The organism is Kaistella pullorum (genome assembly GCF_014837035.1).
Taxonomy (GTDB): domain Bacteria; phylum Bacteroidota; class Bacteroidia; order Flavobacteriales; family Weeksellaceae; genus Kaistella; species Kaistella rhinocerotis.
Map to the genome: position 1 here is coordinate 845,064 of NZ_JACSPS010000001.1, position 15,514 is coordinate 860,577.

The 15,514-nt window shown below is 42.8% G+C and carries 17 protein-coding genes and 1 other RNA gene; 14 read left to right on the plus strand and 4 right to left on the minus strand.

The annotated features are described in order from the left end of the window. The first annotated feature begins 58 nt into the window (after positions 1-58). The 7 genes from H9628_RS03980 (at position 59) to rnpB (ending at position 4,636) form a co-directional block, all read left to right on the plus strand. Positions 59-1,387 carry a hydroxymethylglutaryl-CoA reductase, degradative gene (locus tag H9628_RS03980; RefSeq protein ID WP_251832821.1) on the plus strand — a complete coding sequence of 443 codons (1,329 nt, stop codon included), beginning with the start codon at positions 59-61 and terminating at the stop codon, positions 1,385-1,387. Between the two features lie 29 nt (positions 1,388-1,416). Continuing rightward, positions 1,417-1,587, plus strand: coding sequence for a hypothetical protein (locus H9628_RS03985; RefSeq protein ID WP_251832822.1), 171 nt, complete (start codon positions 1,417-1,419; stop codon positions 1,585-1,587). A gap of 3 nt (positions 1,588-1,590) precedes the next feature. Then, positions 1,591-1,977: a DUF423 domain-containing protein gene (locus tag H9628_RS03990; RefSeq protein WP_251832823.1), complete on the plus strand. Its 387-nt coding sequence runs from the start codon at positions 1,591-1,593 to the stop codon at positions 1,975-1,977. A 36-nt stretch (positions 1,978-2,013) separates the two neighbouring features. Beyond that, positions 2,014-2,382, plus strand: a complete 369-nt coding sequence (locus tag H9628_RS03995) for a response regulator (protein WP_251832824.1) — start codon at positions 2,014-2,016, stop codon at positions 2,380-2,382. A 5-nt stretch (positions 2,383-2,387) separates the two neighbouring features. Further along, positions 2,388-2,645 carry a hypothetical protein gene (locus H9628_RS04000; protein ID WP_251832825.1) on the plus strand — a complete coding sequence of 86 codons (258 nt, stop codon included), beginning with the start codon at positions 2,388-2,390 and terminating at the stop codon, positions 2,643-2,645. Positions 2,646-2,919: 274 nt separating this feature from the next. Further along, positions 2,920-4,116, plus strand: a complete 1,197-nt coding sequence (gene sucC, locus H9628_RS04005) for an ADP-forming succinate--CoA ligase subunit beta (RefSeq protein ID WP_251832826.1) — start codon at positions 2,920-2,922, stop codon at positions 4,114-4,116. Between the two features lie 191 nt (positions 4,117-4,307). Further along, positions 4,308-4,636, plus strand: an RNA gene (rnpB, locus tag H9628_RS04010) — RNase P RNA component class A. 48 nt (positions 4,637-4,684) lie between these two features. Here rnpB and H9628_RS04015 read toward each other — a convergent pair. Next, entirely contained in the window at positions 4,685-5,554 is an 870-nt protein-coding gene (locus H9628_RS04015; protein WP_251832827.1) for a polyphosphate kinase 2 family protein, read from the minus strand. A gap of 78 nt (positions 5,555-5,632) precedes the next feature. Then, positions 5,633-6,112, minus strand: coding sequence for a DUF1573 domain-containing protein (locus tag H9628_RS04020; protein ID WP_251832828.1), 480 nt, complete (start codon positions 6,110-6,112; stop codon positions 5,633-5,635). A gap of 129 nt (positions 6,113-6,241) precedes the next feature. On the opposite strand from H9628_RS04020, the gene H9628_RS04025 reads away from it, so the two are divergent. The 4 genes from H9628_RS04025 (at position 6,242) to H9628_RS04040 (ending at position 11,436) form a co-directional block, all read left to right on the plus strand. Continuing rightward, complete coding sequence (locus H9628_RS04025; protein ID WP_251832829.1) at positions 6,242-8,860, plus strand: valine--tRNA ligase; 2,619 nt, start codon at positions 6,242-6,244, stop codon at positions 8,858-8,860. Between the two features lie 16 nt (positions 8,861-8,876). Further along, entirely contained in the window at positions 8,877-9,521 is a 645-nt protein-coding gene (locus tag H9628_RS04030) for a DUF4241 domain-containing protein (protein ID WP_251832830.1), read from the plus strand. Positions 9,522-9,617: 96 nt separating this feature from the next. After that, positions 9,618-10,511 carry a ribokinase gene (locus tag H9628_RS04035; protein WP_251832831.1) on the plus strand — a complete coding sequence of 298 codons (894 nt, stop codon included), beginning with the start codon at positions 9,618-9,620 and terminating at the stop codon, positions 10,509-10,511. An 85-nt stretch (positions 10,512-10,596) separates the two neighbouring features. After that, a complete protein-coding gene (locus tag H9628_RS04040; protein ID WP_251832832.1) occupies positions 10,597-11,436 on the plus strand; it encodes an alpha/beta hydrolase family protein in 840 nt (279 codons plus the stop codon). A 35-nt stretch (positions 11,437-11,471) separates the two neighbouring features. Here H9628_RS04040 and H9628_RS04045 read toward each other — a convergent pair whose 3' ends face one another. Both H9628_RS04045 and H9628_RS04050 read right to left on the minus strand, forming a co-directional pair. Continuing rightward, a complete protein-coding gene (locus H9628_RS04045; protein WP_251832833.1) occupies positions 11,472-12,065 on the minus strand; it encodes a hypothetical protein in 594 nt (197 codons plus the stop codon). Beyond that, positions 12,052-12,537, minus strand: a complete 486-nt coding sequence (locus H9628_RS04050; RefSeq protein WP_251832834.1) for an RNA polymerase sigma factor — start codon at positions 12,535-12,537, stop codon at positions 12,052-12,054. Before H9628_RS04050 ends, H9628_RS04045 begins: the two co-directional genes overlap by 14 nt. Positions 12,538-12,728: 191 nt before the next feature. Here H9628_RS04050 and H9628_RS04055 point away from each other — a divergent pair, with 191 nt between their 5' ends. From H9628_RS04055 to H9628_RS04065, 3 genes are all read left to right on the plus strand, one after another. Continuing rightward, positions 12,729-13,298 (plus strand): cob(I)yrinic acid a,c-diamide adenosyltransferase, encoded by a 570-nt coding sequence (locus H9628_RS04055; protein ID WP_251832835.1) that lies wholly within the window; start codon positions 12,729-12,731, stop codon positions 13,296-13,298. Between the two features lie 12 nt (positions 13,299-13,310). Next, positions 13,311-13,940, plus strand: coding sequence for a thiamine diphosphokinase (locus H9628_RS04060; protein ID WP_251832836.1), 630 nt, complete (start codon positions 13,311-13,313; stop codon positions 13,938-13,940). 103 nt (positions 13,941-14,043) lie between these two features. Continuing rightward, a complete protein-coding gene (locus tag H9628_RS04065; RefSeq protein ID WP_251832837.1) occupies positions 14,044-15,435 on the plus strand; it encodes a type III PLP-dependent enzyme domain-containing protein in 1,392 nt (463 codons plus the stop codon). The last annotated feature ends 79 nt before the right edge of the window (positions 15,436-15,514 follow it).

The following is a 15,514-nucleotide window of genomic DNA, read 5'->3' on the forward strand; positions in this document are numbered from 1 at the left end:
CCGTACCAAGCCCTTAGCTTGCGCGATTTTCCCTATATTTGAAACTTAATCAAACGCTATGAATCATCAGCCGGTAGAAGGTTTCTCCAAACTTTCGAAGCAGGGAAAAATTGACTGGATAGTCAACGAATATCTGGAAGGAAACCGCGAATATGAAACCGTCCTGAAGCAATACTGGAACGATAATCCTGATCTTCAGAAGCTTCACGAAGAATTTTCCGAGAACACCATTTCCAATTTTTATATGCCTTATGGCATTGCTCCTAATTTTCTGATTGACGGAAAACTACTGGCGCTGCCGATGGCCGTGGAAGAAAGTTCGGTGGTGGCTGCGGCTTCAAAAGCTGCAAAATTCTGGCTTGATAAAGGTGGTTTCAAAACGACCATCATCAATACTAAAAAATTGGGTCACACGCATTTTATCCTAAATGTGGAACCACATAAGCTTCAGCATTTCTTTAATTTCAAACTGAAGAAAAAGCTTTTTGAAGCGACTGAGGATATCACCAAAAACATGCGCAACCGCGGCGGTGGAATCCTTAACATCCGGCTAATCGACAAAACCGCAGACCTTGAAAATTATTTTCAGTTAAAAGCGAGTTTTGAGACGGTGGATTCAATGGGCGCGAATTTCATCAATTCATGTCTGGAGCAATTCGGAAAAACTTTGAAAGAAGAAGTAGCGAAGGAAGAAAGTTTCACGCAAGAAGAGAAAGATTCGCTGCAAATTGTGATGAACATCCTGTCCAATTTCACGCCCGACTGCATCGTTCGTGCTGAGGTTTCGTGCAGAATTGAAGACCTGAAAGACGACAGCGGAATTTCTAATGAAGAATTTGCCACGAAGTTCAAACGTGCGGTTACAATCGCAGAAATTGAACCTTTCCGCGCGACAACGCATAACAAAGGAATCATGAACGGCGTGGATGCGGTGGTGATCGCAACCGGAAACGATTTCCGTGCGACAGAAGCCTGTGCGCATGCCTACGCCGCGAAAGACGGAAAATATTCGAGTTTGACGCACTGTACAATTGATAACGGGATTTTTAGGTTCTGGATTGACCTGCCGATTTCGGTTGGCGTTGTTGGTGGTCTGACAAATCTTCACCCGCTTGTGAAATTCTCACTGGCACTTTTAGGAAAACCTTCCGCGCAGGAGCTGATGAGCATTTTGGCTGTTTCCGGTTTGGCGCAAAATTTTGGTGCGCTGCGTTCGTTGGTGACGACGGGAATCCAGAAAGGACACATGAAAATGCATCTTTTCAATATTTTAAATCAACTCGGCGCGACCGAAGCTGAAAAAGAGCATTTCGTGAATTACTTCAAAAACAGAACAGTGACGCACCATGAGGTGATTTCGGAGTTTAATAAATTGCGGAACAATTAAAGTTCAAGTTTATCAGTAACAAAAAAAATATGTTCGGATTAATATTATCAGTAGCGATTTTAGCTTTTGGGATTTTTCTGAGAATGACCCAAAATCCAGGCTTTTCGCGCTCAAAACGGATGGCGTGGCTGCTGATTGCAACCGGCATCATCACGCTCATCGGCAGAATATTTATAATGTATCAAAAAGGAGAATTTTAAAATATGAAAACATTCACATTGGTTGTAGGTGCCGTTTACGGACTGCTTTCGGTAATATTAGGCGCTTTTGGTGCGCATGCTTTGAAAAAAGTGTTGTCTGTGGAAAAACTCACCAGTTTTGAGACCGGCGTGCGCTATCAAATGTATTCAGCGCTGTTTTTATTAATCGTGGGATATATTTTGAAATTCGAGACGCCGGCTGAAAAATGGATTTCGATTTTGATGATTGCCGGAACCTTTATCTTTTCATTCAGCATTTATCTCTTGGCGTTCAACGGAGTAAATGGTTTAAACTTCAAGTTTCTTGGACCGATCACACCGCTGGGTGGCCTGATGATGATTATTTCATGGGCGATGCTGATTTTTTATTTCCTGCGGACAAAGATCTGATCTTTTTGAAGACAGGATATCAAAATGGCGGTTACTATGCATAAAAAACGCGTTCTGATTCTTGAAACTGAGACAGCAGTATCCAGTGTATTGGCGTCAATTTTAAAGGATGAGGGATATCAGTGTATAGTCCGGGAGACTTCCCAGGGACTGCCGGAACTATTGTTGCAGTTTCGTCCCGCAGGGATATTGATAGCAAGAAGAATTCCTGAACTTGGCGTGGTTAAAGCAATAGAATTAATTCGAAGGAGCCCTTTCGGCAGGCATACCGCAATTATTTATTTAACGGCTTCGGGTTCAAGCATTGGCGAAGCAAGATCAGCTGGTGCTAATGTCACAATTTTCAAACCGATAGATATAAATAAGCTGCTTTTTACTTTGGGAAATTTCACAAATTTAAACTAAACCACATGTTTTTCATCTTCGGCTACAACAAAAAACCGGTGGGCAGGGAGACACGAAGCATCCGCAAGAATGGCTTGAGTGTAAACGCAGTCGTGACTGTTTACAAAACGTACATTGAACTGTTTTTTATTCCGCTCATTCCGCTTGGGAAACGCTACAGCATATACATTCCGCATACAGACGAGTATTACGAGCAGGGTTTCCGCTCCACGATTCCGGAAGAATATATGGAGGTTTGCAAAGATGTCGGCCGATTGTATTGATAAACTGATTTGCGTTGATAAAAACCATCTTCGCGCCCCGGATTGAACGGCCTGTCTGAGCTCTTTTTCTGCGCCGCGCGCCGCGACGCAGAAAAAAGCGAGTAGTGAAAGCCGGAAATGGCGCCCAAATTTACCGCAAAGTTGCGAAAAACACATACCTGTAGGCTCCAAAACCAAGTGCAGTGCAAACTTAATTGCTTCATCACTTCCTACTTAGTCCTTTTTTCTTAAATTTGTAAATCTTTAAAAAAAACAATAAATTTAATTCAATAGTATGAATCTTCACGAGTATCAGTCAAAAGAGATTTTAGCAAAATATGGCGTTAATATTCAGCGCGGTTTTGTGGCAAACAATGTGGAAGAAGCCGCAGAAGCAGCTGAAAAACTCAAGGAATTAACCGGCGGTGCCGAAGGATGGGTGGTAAAAGCTCAGGTACACGCAGGTGGACGCGGAAAAGGCGGTGGCGTGAAGTTCTCACCGAACTTGGATAAACTGAAAGAAAACGCAAAGAACATCATCGGTATGCAGCTTGTGACTCCACAAACTTCTGCTGAAGGTAAGAAAGTACACAGCGTACTGGTTGCCGAAGATGTATACTACCCGGGCGAAACTGAAACGAAGGAATTCTACGTTTCTATCCTTTTGGACAGAGCTTTGGGCAAAAACACGGTAGTTTACTCTACTGAAGGTGGTATGGATATCGAGCATGTTGCCGAAGTTACTCCGCACCTTATCCACAAAGAAGTGATTGATCCTACGGTAGGTCTTCAGGGCTTCCAGGCGCGTAAAATCGCTTTCAACTTAGGTTTGGAAGGTAACGCGTTCAAGGATTTCGTGAAATTCATCACGGCACTTTACAATGCTTACGTAGGTATTGATGCATCACTTTTTGAAATCAACCCGGTACTTAAGACATCTGACAACAAAATCATCGCAGTTGATGCAAAAGTAACTTTGGATGGCAACGCATTGTTCCGTCACAAAGATCTTGCGGAACTAAGAGATACACGCGAAGAAGATCCTACAGATGTAGAAGCTGGTGAAGCAGGTCTTAACTTCGTAAAGCTTGACGGGGACGTAGCTTGTATGGTAAACGGTGCCGGTCTTGCAATGGCGACGATGGACATCATCAAACTTTCAGGCGGTAACCCGGCTAACTTCCTTGATGTAGGTGGTACGGCAGATGCTGAAAGAGTACAGAAAGCTTTCGGTATCATCCTGAAAGATCCAAACGTAAAAGCGATCCTTATAAACATTTTTGGTGGTATCGTTCGTTGCGACCGTGTAGCGCAGGGTGTGGTAGATGCTTACAAAGCGATGGGCAGCCTTCCGGTTCCATTGATCGTGAGACTTCAGGGTACCAACGCAGTAGAAGCCAAGCAATTGATCGACAACTCAGGACTTCCTGTGCACTCGGCTATCACGCTGGAAGAAGCTGCTAACAAAGTAAAAGAAGTTTTAGGACACTAAGATTTTAGATAAACTTATAATATTCCGTTCAATTCAGTTTGAGCGGATTTTTTTTTGGAGCTGTTTCCGGCTCTCCACTGTATCCCCGTTCGGCGCTGGCGCGCCGCCCGGGGGATGCCGCTGCGATCCGGGCTAAGAGATCACGAAGCCGCCAGATACTTTTTTTGCAAAAACACTATCTTTGCCCTCCACAAGAAGAACGGCCTGTTGATTCCGATTTCGGTCGGGGTAGGAAAGTCCGGACACCACAGGGCAGCAAAGCGGGTAACACCCGTCGGTCGTGAGATCAGGACAAGTGCAACAGAAAGTATGTATATTAATTTATAGTGAAACCAGGTAAACTCTTTGCGGTGCAATGTTAAGTATATCGGATTTCCCGGTTCGCCGGGATAGGAGTGGCTCGCTCCAAAAACCGAGGGGTAAACAGCTAAAGTTTTGCAGCAATGTAAAACGCAGATAAATAACAGGCACTTTCGCTTCGGCGAATTTACAGAATCCGGCTTACAGTTTTTCTTGTGGTTTTTAATAGAAACAAAAAAGCAGAAATTTAGGTTTCTGCTTTTCTTATTTATTCGTTTTCCAATTGAGATTCTGCATCATCCAACTTCTGTTGCTCTTCTTTGGCCAATTTCGGGAATTTCAAATTCATGTTTTCCAGCGCATCAATGATGATCTGAATGGCCGCCACGCGCGCAAACCATTTGTCATCCGCCGGAATCACGAACCATGGCGCGTGGTCTTTTGAGGTTTCGTTGATGGCTCTTTCATAGGCTTCCATATATTCATCCCAAAGTTTTCGCTCCTCGATATCACCCATCGCAAACTTCCAGTTTTTTTCGGGTTCGTTGATGCGGTCCAGGAAACGTTTTTTCTGTTCTTTCTTTGAAACGTTCAGGAAGATCTTGATGATTCTGGTTCCGTTCTGCGCCAGATGTCTTTCAAAATTCCGGATGCTTTCATATCGCTCTTCCCAGAACTTTTCATCGAAATCCGAAACAGTATTCCATACTTTTTCATTGAGGTTATATTCCGGATGAACTTTACAGACCAAAACACTTTCATAATGACTTCGGTTGAAAATCCCGATTTTACCTTTCTCCGGCAGCGCGATATAATGACGCCACAAAAAGTCATGCGAATATTCTTTCGAACTCGGAGATTTAAAACTGTGCACCTCGCATCCCTGCGGATTCACACCTCCGAAAACATGCTCAATCAGTGAATCTTTTCCGGCTGCATCCATTGCCTGCAGCACAACGAGTAAAGATTGGCTTCCATCGGCATACAGTTTTTCCTGCAGTTCGTACAGTTTGCTTTTTTCATTGGCCAGCAGTTCCTTGCCGTCGCTTTTAGTGAGCTTGCCTTTGTACTCAGTGTCTGCTTTTCCAATTTCAATTTTCCCTTTTACGATATAGTCGTGGCTGAAATCAAGATCCATAATCCGGTATTTTTATTAAAAATAAAAAAAATCACTTCAGAAGAAGTGATTTATGTGATTTTTTGTTTTGTGCGTAGCCTATTTTGTTCTTTTTCTTTCTGCTTTCGTTGCAGTGGCAGGTGCTGGTTTTGCAGAAAGTTCTGCAGAAGCCGGAGCTGCTACAGCTACATCAGTCGCTACCGTTGCGGTAACGGCTGGCTCTACGGTTCCTTTAATGTTGATTACTGAACGGCTGCTTGCCGGATCGTTTGAATATACCTCGATGATTTTAGCGAATGGACCTACGATTTTTGTGTCGTAACCTACTTTCAGCTGAGCCGTTTTTCCTGGCATAATCGGTTCCTGGCTCCATTCAGGAGTTGTGCATCCACAAGATGCCTGAACTTTAGAAATGATTAAAGGTTTATCACCTGTATTTTTTACGGTGAACATTCTGTGACCTTCAGATCCCGCTTTCACGGTTCCGTAATCAAAAGTGGTTTTATCGAAAGAAATTGTTTGTGCTGTTGCGAATGCGAAAGATGCAGTGAGAAATAAACCTGCGAAAATCTTTTTCATATTTTTAATTGTTTTTTGGTTCGGGTTTCTTATATTATGAGAGACAAAGTTAAAAATTATTTCCACATCGGGATAATTTTTTTTATTTGAGTACTTTTGCACCTAATACCGAGTAAACACACAGATTCTATGCAGCTTTCCGAGAAGTACAGCCCGACAGAAACCGAAAATAAATGGTACAGTTACTGGCTGGAAAATAACTATTTTCATTCCGAACCAAACGAGAAACCGCCTTATACCATCGTCATTCCGCCACCAAATGTGACCGGAATTCTTCACATGGGCCACATGCTGAACAATACGATTCAGGATGTATTGGTGCGGCGCGCCAGGATGCAGGGTTTCAACGCATGTTGGGTTCCCGGGACCGATCACGCATCTATCGCTACGGAAGCGAAAGTGGTTGCCAAACTCAAGGAAGAGGGCATCAACAAAGCAGATATTTCGCGTGAAGAATTTCTAAAACATGCGTGGGACTGGACAGATAATTATGGCGGAACCATTCTAGAGCAGCTTAAAAAACTCGGTTGCTCATGTGACTGGGAGCGTACGCGCTTCACAATGGAGCCCAAGATGTCTCAGCAGGTCATCAAATCTTTTGTCGATCTGTATAATAAAGGGTTGATCTACCGCGGCTACCGCATGGTAAACTGGGATCCGGAAGCTAAAACGAATATTTCCGATGAAGAGGTGATCTTTAAAGAGCAAAACGGAAAACTCTATTACTTAAAATATAAAATTGAAGGTACCGAAGAGTTTCTATCGGTAGCAACCACGCGTCCGGAAACCATTTTTGGCGATACCGCAGTCTGCATCAATCCAAATGATGAAAGATATGCGCATTTAAGAGGTAAAAAGGTCATCGTACCTGTGGTGAACCGTGTAGTTCCTATTATTGAAGACGAATATGTTGATATCGAATTCGGCACGGGCGCGTTGAAAATTACGCCGGCACACGACCTGAACGATTACGAAATCGGCCAACGACATCAGTTGCAGCTGATTGATTCCCTGGATGATGACGCCAATCTGAACGCTCACGGTCTTCACTACGAGGGCAAAAACCGTTTTGAAGTGCGCAAGATGATCGCAAAGGAACTGGAGGAGAAAGGACTTTTGCTTAAAGCTGAAGATTATGTGAACAAAGTAGGGACTTCCGAAAGGACTGGCGCCGTAATAGAACCGAAAGTTTCGGTGCAGTGGTTCCTGAAAATGTCGGAAATTGCCAAGCCTGCGCTGGATGTGGTGATGAATGATGAGATCAAATTCCATCCTGAAAAATTTAAGAACACCTATAAACATTGGATGGAAAACATCCGTGACTGGAATATCTCACGCCAGCTTTGGTGGGGACAGCAGATTCCGGCTTACTTTTATGGGGAAGGTGAAAACGATTTTGTGGTCGCGGAAACCATTGAGGAAGCCCTGGAACTTGCTAAACAGCAGTCTCAAAATTCAGATTTGAAGATTTCGGATCTTAAACAGGATGAAGATGCGCTCGACACGTGGTTTTCTTCGTGGTTGTGGCCAATGTCTGTGTTTGACGGTTTGCTGGAAACGGATAATAAAGAAATTGATTATTATTATCCAACTTCCGATCTGGTGACGGGTCCGGATATTATTTTCTTCTGGGTAGCCCGAATGATTATGGCAGGTTTGGAATACCGAAATGAAGTTCCGTTCAAAAATGTGTATTTCACGGGAATCGTGCGTGATAAGCAGCGCCGCAAGATGTCTAAATCACTGGGCAATTCGCCAGATCCAATCGAACTTATCGAAAAATATGGCGCTGATGGTGTGCGTGTAGGAATTTTGTTGAGTTCCGCAGCAGGAAACGACTTGCTTTTCGATGAAGAACTGATGTTGCAGGGCAGAAATTTCGCTACCAAGATCTGGAACGCATATCGCCTAATTCAGGGCTGGAATAAAGATGAAAGTATAAAACCGAATAAATCTGACGCACAGGCAATCGAGTGGTTTGGCCAGCAAATGAATAAAACTATCGCCGAAATTGCTGACCAGTTCGAGAAATTCCGGATTTCTGATGCGCTGCATCTTGTCTATAAATTGATTTGGGACGATTTCTGCGCGTGGTATCTTGAAGCGGTGAAGCCAGCTTATGGCCAGCCAATTTCGCAGGAGGTCTACGATCAGACCATCGTCTATTTCGAAGAACTGATGAAACTTCTGCACCCGTTCATGCCGTTTTTATCGGAGGAACTTTGGCAGAACATTACACCAAGAAATACTGAAAACGCCCTGGTAATCACCCAGCAAAGTAAAGGCGGAGAATTTGGTAAAGATGTTCTGAATAATTTTGAGTTCGCCAAGGAAATGATTTCGGGTGTCCGGAATTATCGCCAGAGCAAAGGAATTTCGCCACGTGAAACGGCTGAGATTTTCACCAATGCTCAATATTTTGAAAATGAAGATTTGGTGAAGAAATTGGCCAATATTTCAGATATTCATTATGCCCAGAAAACGGACAAACCAAGTTTCACGTTCTTGATTGGTTCCAGTGAAATCTCCATTCCACTCAGCGAAAAGCTTGATCTTTCGGAAGAAAAGACGAAGACCGAAGAAGAAATCAGGTATCTGAAAGGCTTCCTTATTTCAGTTGACAAAAAATTATCAAATGAGAAATTTGTGGCCAATGCAAAGCCCGAAATCGTAGATGCAGAGCGCAAAAAACAAAGTGATGCGCAGGAAAAGATTGCGCTTTTGGAAGCGAAACTGAAGACTTTATAAAAATTATGAACAAAAAATGACGCACCTCGAAAATATTGCTAAGCTTTTCAGCAAAAATTTTGTGGAAAATCCCGTGCTTGAAACTTTCGAAGCAGGTAAGATACATCTCTCTAGCGGTAAATTGGTTGCTTGCGATCCTGTTTTGACCAATGATATGCCGCCATTTACTACGGTTTTTCCCGTGGGCGAATTTCCCGTGTTGGTGCATAAAGAGCGCGAAAGCAACTGCATCGCCTATACCGAGATTGTCTTTGCAAATTCACCGATCGTTAACTGGGAACTCGCGACAACCGAATCGCAAAAAGTTCAGGATTTGAAAGGAGATGAGATCTTTGGTTATCCGGTAGAAAGTGGCATGGGATGCTTCATGGACCTGGATACGCAGGCAAGCCTAGAAAAGCTCGAACTCAGGCTTTTTCACCGGAAAGGTGCGGATTTCATGGGTATTTACGAAGAGTTTTTCCATGAACACTTCTTTAATGAAGATGGTGCAATCGATCAGTTTGCACTTTTAAAACCCGATGACGAGGCAAAAGGAAATATTTTCGCTTTTGAAACCGGCTATGGTGAAGGTTTCTACGGAAGTTACATCGGTTTTGGCCCTAAAGGTGAGCCGGTGAAAATTATCACTGAATTTATTGAAGTTCTGGCTGAAAAGTAAATTTTACTTTTGAAAGTGAAACTCTGATAAAATCAATAGATTTGTAATAGCGTCGGAAGTACTTTTGAAGTATTGTCGCTTAATATTTTTTGATCCATGAAAGTATCCACGGAACAACCCAAGATTATTGTAGTAGGAAGCTCGTCTATCGATCTCGTGCTCTCTACCGAACATTTGCCAAAACCGAACGAAACTGTGTTGGCTGAAAAATCCGAGAGTTTTTTTGGCGGTAAAGGTGCGAATCAGGCGGTGGGTGCTGCTAGACTTGGCGCGGATGTCTCGTTTGTCGGGTGTGTGGGGATGGATCCTTTTGGGCAGCAAATAATGCGAAACCTTGTAGACGAGGGTGTTGACGTAAGTTATGTCACGGAAACCGAAGATGCAGCCACTGGTTCAGCCTTTGTCACTTCATCTGCAGGTGTAAACTCGATCGTGGTGGTTCCTGCATCCAATTATTGTTTGAAATCATCGCATGTCGCCGAGGCAGAACGGCTATTTTCTAGCTCAGACCTGCTGCTCATCCAGCTCGAAATTCCGATGGAAACCGTGGAGTTTTCGGTAGAGTTGGCGCGGAAAAATAACGTTAAAATCGGTGTTTACGCCTCGCCGCCAAAGAAACTTTCTGAAAGTGTTATTGAAGCCAGTACATTCATCGTGGCGAAAAGCAGCGAGCTTTCTATCGTATTTGGCGAAGATCAGCGTGAGGACATTTTAAGAAAATATGCCAATAAACTGTTTGTGCGTGATGACTCCAATTCCACAACCTATTACAACGGCTCTGAAATGAAATATTACCGCAACGACCACGATTCTGTACTTCACAAAATGGGAATGGGCGATGCGTTCACCAGCGGTTTTGCAGTCGCATTGTGCCATGGAAACCCCGTGGACGATTGTGTGCAGTTCGGCAACGACGTGTCATTGAAAGTTACCAAAAACTGCGGTTCTCAGAGCGGTTTACCTTACCTGAAAGATTTTAGCGGCGAATGATTTAAGACCGGGAATTACTACGCAAACCTTTGTAATTAAAGACAACAATTCACTTTTAACCGGGTGAATTTTTTATTTTTCAGCTATGAAAGAATTTTTCCTGGAGACGGACGGTTACTCGCAAATCGCGGTCACCGTGTTTGAACCTTCAAGTCCTCGTAATAAACTTTTGGTTATCAATTCTGCAACAGGTGTAAAGCAGCAGGTCTATTATTCTTTTGCTAAATATTTCGCTGAATACGGATTTACAGTGGTCACTTATGATTACAGCGGGATTGGCCAATCTAAGCCGAAAAATTTGGCATCATCAAAAGCTACGATGCGGACTTGGGGAACTGTAGATTTTAAAACCATCACTGATTATGTTCAGCAACATTACAGTGAACATACCAAATATTGCCTCGGCCATTCAGTCGGTGCGTTGATTTTAGGCATGAACGAAGGTTCCCAGATTTTTGAAAAGTTTGTTTTTGTAGCCACACAGGATGCATATTACGGACATTTGAATCTCAAAATTGCGGCACTGGGATTTTTTGGATTTGGAATTGCCGTACCAATAATCACCAGGTTTTTCGGCTATTTCCCGGCGGATAGGTTTGGGTTGGGGGAATCTCTGCCATCCGGCGTGGCGCTTGATTGGCGTACACTGATCCTTCACCGCAAATCCACCAGTCGACTTTTAGAAAAGATAAGCAACGATTTCTCGAAACATTTAACACAAATAACCTTGATTATTCATGCTGAAGATGATTCCTGGGTGACTTTGAAAGGCATGGAAAGCCTTATGAATACAGTTTATCCGCATTTAGAAAAGAAATATTACGAAATAAAAATTTCAGAATCGCCTAAAAAGGAAATTGGACATGTAAACTTTTTCCGAAGTTATAACCGTGTGCTGTGGCGCATAGTTCTCGATGAACTTTAAAAACAAAATCCAGAAGCAAAAGCCTCCGGATTTTTTTACTGAAACTGGGTTTCAAGTTCTTTTAATTCGGCGATTATTCCATCCATTTTTGCATCCTGTTTTTTCAGTTCGCGCTTGCCGAAGTAGAAATAAGCGATCAGCATCCAACTGTAGGTGAGGACAAAAGCCAGCGACATTTTCCAAAATTCTACCGCTTTCAGCAACTCGTAAAGGTACACGGCGAGGGAAACGCTGAGCAGGATATAGTAAACCGGCATATTCCACCGCCTTTGTTTTTTCTGGAATTCGCGGAAGTCCAGCCACTGCTGAAGATGCACCGCTGGTGTGTTTGAATCATCTATTTGACTGATTTTTCTTGCATTGAAAAACATCACCGCTGCCTGAAGAAAGCACGCAAGTGAAATGATGATCATCGCGGACATGATGGGCAAAGTTTGAAGTTTTCCGTCAAAAGACAACATCAAACCGAGGATGAAGATTCCCGTAAATATGAGGACAGAGGCGTGCTTAATTTCTTTTTGTTTTAGTTTCATCTTATTGGTTTTTATTTGTGAAAGGTTGTTTTTTCTGTTTGGTGCTGGTGTTTTGGCTTGTTTCCAGACGTCGTGCAGTTCGTTAAAATTGTCCATAGCTGCTGTAAATTTGGTGGAGTTCTTTTTTGATTCGGTGAATTTTCACACGCAGATTATTTTCGGTAATGCCCGTTATGTCTGCGATTTCTTCGTAAGGTTTCTCTTCTAAAACCAGCGTAATAATGATTCGTTCATTTTCTTTCAGCTGGCTGATACATTCGTAAAGCCGATTGATTTCTGCAGAATTGTCCCTTGTTTCCTCGTGTATCAATTTTGAAAGAACTGCTTCTGAATTGTCGGCTTTCTTTTTTTCTTTTTTTAAACCTACCAGACAGGTGTTGATAGCGATGCGGTAAATCCAGGTGCCGATCTGGCTTTCATTCCGGAAGCGTGGCAGACTGTTCCACACGGCAATCCAGGTTTCCTGATGCAGGTCGTCCGCTGCTAGCCGGTCTCCGGAGTAACTCAGGCAGAGTTTGTAAATGCGGCCGGAAAACTCCTTATAAAGTTGGTCGAAATCGTGTGTCATCAGGTGAATTTAATCTTCTTCAATATTTTCATTTAAAAGAATCTAAAATGTTTCGGCTTTTCAGTTCCGCTCATTGGATGAAGATATGCTGAAATTATTACAAAAAAATTAAAAATTGTTTTGAAAGGATCGTGCTGCAGCGGCTTTGGGCCTATTTTAAAATCGTTATTTTTACGTCAAAGAAATTAGAAATGAAAATTTACACCAAAACCGGCGATAGGGGAGAAACCGCATTGTATGGCGGAACGCGCGTTTCGAAAGCTTCAGCAAGAGTTGAATCTTACGGCACAATTGACGAATTAAATTCTTTTATCGGGTTTGCTAAAACTGAAATAAATAATGAAAAAGTACTGGATCAGCTGCGCAAAATTCAGTTTGATTTGTTCACGCTTGGTTCAGAATCGGCAACGCCAACCGACAAACTCACGCTGGCAAACGGTAAATCACGGCTGACTTTGATGATTTCTGAAACTGAAATCGAGGAGTTAGAGCAGTGGATGGATGAATTTGAAACTGAACTGGAACCTTTGCAGTATTTTATCTTGCCGGGAGGCGGAAAATCTGCGACATCGTTACATATTTGCCGTACCGTATGCCGTAGAGCTGAACGCAGCTTGGTTTTTCTTAATGAAACCGAAGAAGTTCGGCCGGAACTGATTAAATATCTGAACCGACTTTCCGATTATCTGTTTGTGCTGGCGCGTTACATTTCAAAAATCAACGGCGAGACGGAAGAATACTGGAATCCCAATAACCGATAATTTCAGTTATAAATGCAGAAAGCGCTTTTGTTCATCAACGGAGTTCCGCCGAAAAAACTTCCAGACACGAACGGTTATTCCGTAATCGCGTGCTCGGACGGCGCTTTTCATTATTTAACAAGCAAAGGTTTTCCGCTCGATCAACTCGACTTTATTTCTGGTGATTTCGATTCCCATTCTGGCTCAGATGAAATGCTTTATGCGGAAAAATTCATCTACACGCCGGATCAGGACAAAACAGATTTCTATAAATCATTGGAAATTCTGAATGAAAAAGGCATTAAAGAAGTCGACGTTTATGGTGGCAGCGGTGGCGAAATGGATCACTTTCTAGGGAATCTGCACACGGCTTTTATGTTTAAAAATGAATTGAAAATTACATTTTTTGATGAGTATTCTAAATATTTCTTTGCGCCTAAAAAGATAGTTTTATCAGATGTGGAAGGTCTTTTGGTGTCGCTCATTCCATTTCCCATCACGTCAAATGTCATTACTCAAGGTTTGAACTGGGAACTCAGTGGTGAGGAACTTTCAATTACATCGCGAATCGGAAGCCGCAATTTTGCACTGCAAGACACTGTAGAAATAACGTATGGCGACGGCGATCTGGTGGTTTTTGTGGGCAGGGAAAGCTACAGGTGATTTAAATAAAATTTAGATCGCGAAAAACCAACTTTTTTACGCAATTTTGCAGTTTGTTTTCGGCAAAATGTCACACACTTAAAATTCCAAATATTTCTAAAGAATGAAGATTAAATATTCAGAACTTATCGACCAGACTTTGTATTTCCCGACAGAAGAGTTCAATGTTTCGGAGAATACGCTTCTGTTTCACGATATTCCTCTGATGGACGTGGTAGAGCAGTTTGGCACGCCCCTGAAGTTTAATTATCTGCCAAAGATCTCGATGAATATTCAGCGCGCAAAGGCGTGGTTCAAAGAAGCCATCGAGAAAAACGACTACAAGAAAGGTTACCGTTACTGCTATTGCACGAAGTCGAGCCAATTTGCGTTTGTACTTGAAGAAGCGCTGAAAAATGATATTTCGATCGAAACATCGTCTGCTTACGACATGGACATCGTAAAGTCGCTTTACGACAAAGGAAAATATGAGAAGGATGTGGAGGTGATCTGCAACGGTTTCAAAACCGACGATTATCTGGCAAAAATTTCAGACCTCATCAACAGTGGATTTGAAAATATCATTCCGGTGCTTGATAACTACCGAGAACTCGATAAACTTACCGAAAGCATTGACACTACGTTCAATATTGGGATCAGAATTGCCTCTGAAGAAGAGCCAAAATTCGAATTCTATACCTCCAGACTGGGGATTGGATACAAAGACATCATCCCATATTACAGCCAGAAAATTGCGGAACATCCTAATGCCCGCCTCAAGATGCTGCATTTCTTCATTAACACGGGAATCAAGGACACCGCGTATTACTGGAACGAACTTTACAAATGTCTCCGCGTGTATGCGAGACTTAAAAAAATCGCTCCGGAAGTGGATTCCCTGAATATTGGTGGCGGTTTTCCGATCAAAACCTCTCTGAATTTCGACTATGATTACCAGTATATGGTGAATGAAATCGTGTCGCAGATCAAGAAATTCTGTGAAGAAGAAGGCGTGGAAGAACCAAACATCTACACCGAATTCGGTAGTTTCACCGTTGGCGAAAGCGGCGGAAACCTTTACAAGATCATCTCCCAAAAACGCCAGAACGACCGGGAAAAATGGAACATGATCGACTCGTCTTTCATGACGACGCTGCCAGATACCTGGGCGATTTCGCGACATTTCATCATGTTGCCGCTGAACCGTTGGGAAGATACGTATGAACGGGTATTTCTTGGTGGCTTGACGTGTGATTCAGATGATTACTATAATTCAGAACAGCATACCAACGCGATTTATCTGCCGGTTTTCAGTGATACAAAACCGCTTTATATCGGCTTTTTCCACACCGGCGCATACCAGGAAACCATCGGTGGCTACGGCGGCGTTCACCACTGTCTGATGCCACAGCCAAAACATATTCTGATCAATAAAGACGAAGATGGTAACTTCACATACGAGGTTTTCCGCGAAGAACAGCGGCCGGAAGACGTGTTGAAATTATTAGGATATTAAAGTTGAGGAGCAACAAACTAGTTGCTCCTTTTTATTTGCGTTCCCGCTTTCCGTTGCAATCTTTTTTGCGGCGGCTTTG

Bases quoted from the DNA above. Each gene is read 5' to 3' on its own strand.
- H9628_RS03980 (WP_251832821.1), top strand. From the start codon at position 59: ATGAATCATCAGCCGGTAGAAGGTTTCTCCAAACTTTCGAAGCAGGGA.
- H9628_RS03985 (WP_251832822.1), top strand. From the start codon at position 1,417: ATGTTCGGATTAATATTATCAGTAGCGATTTTAGCTTTTGGGATTTTT.
- H9628_RS03990 (WP_251832823.1), top strand. From the start codon at position 1,591: ATGAAAACATTCACATTGGTTGTAGGTGCCGTTTACGGACTGCTTTCG.
- H9628_RS03995 (WP_251832824.1), top strand. From the start codon at position 2,014: ATGCATAAAAAACGCGTTCTGATTCTTGAAACTGAGACAGCAGTATCC.
- H9628_RS04000 (WP_251832825.1), top strand. From the start codon at position 2,388: ATGTTTTTCATCTTCGGCTACAACAAAAAACCGGTGGGCAGGGAGACA.
- sucC (WP_251832826.1), top strand. From the start codon at position 2,920: ATGAATCTTCACGAGTATCAGTCAAAAGAGATTTTAGCAAAATATGGC.
- H9628_RS04015 (WP_251832827.1), bottom strand. From the start codon at position 5,554: ATGGATCTTGATTTCAGCCACGACTATATCGTAAAAGGGAAAATTGAA.
- H9628_RS04020 (WP_251832828.1), bottom strand. From the start codon at position 6,112: ATGAAAAAGATTTTCGCAGGTTTATTTCTCACTGCATCTTTCGCATTC.
- H9628_RS04025 (WP_251832829.1), top strand. From the start codon at position 6,242: ATGCAGCTTTCCGAGAAGTACAGCCCGACAGAAACCGAAAATAAATGG.
- H9628_RS04030 (WP_251832830.1), top strand. From the start codon at position 8,877: ATGACGCACCTCGAAAATATTGCTAAGCTTTTCAGCAAAAATTTTGTG.
- H9628_RS04035 (WP_251832831.1), top strand. From the start codon at position 9,618: ATGAAAGTATCCACGGAACAACCCAAGATTATTGTAGTAGGAAGCTCG.
- H9628_RS04040 (WP_251832832.1), top strand. From the start codon at position 10,597: ATGAAAGAATTTTTCCTGGAGACGGACGGTTACTCGCAAATCGCGGTC.
- H9628_RS04045 (WP_251832833.1), bottom strand. From the start codon at position 12,065: ATGGACAATTTTAACGAACTGCACGACGTCTGGAAACAAGCCAAAACA.
- H9628_RS04050 (WP_251832834.1), bottom strand. From the start codon at position 12,537: ATGACACACGATTTCGACCAACTTTATAAGGAGTTTTCCGGCCGCATT.
- H9628_RS04055 (WP_251832835.1), top strand. From the start codon at position 12,729: ATGAAAATTTACACCAAAACCGGCGATAGGGGAGAAACCGCATTGTAT.
- H9628_RS04060 (WP_251832836.1), top strand. From the start codon at position 13,311: ATGCAGAAAGCGCTTTTGTTCATCAACGGAGTTCCGCCGAAAAAACTT.
- H9628_RS04065 (WP_251832837.1), top strand. From the start codon at position 14,044: ATGAAGATTAAATATTCAGAACTTATCGACCAGACTTTGTATTTCCCG.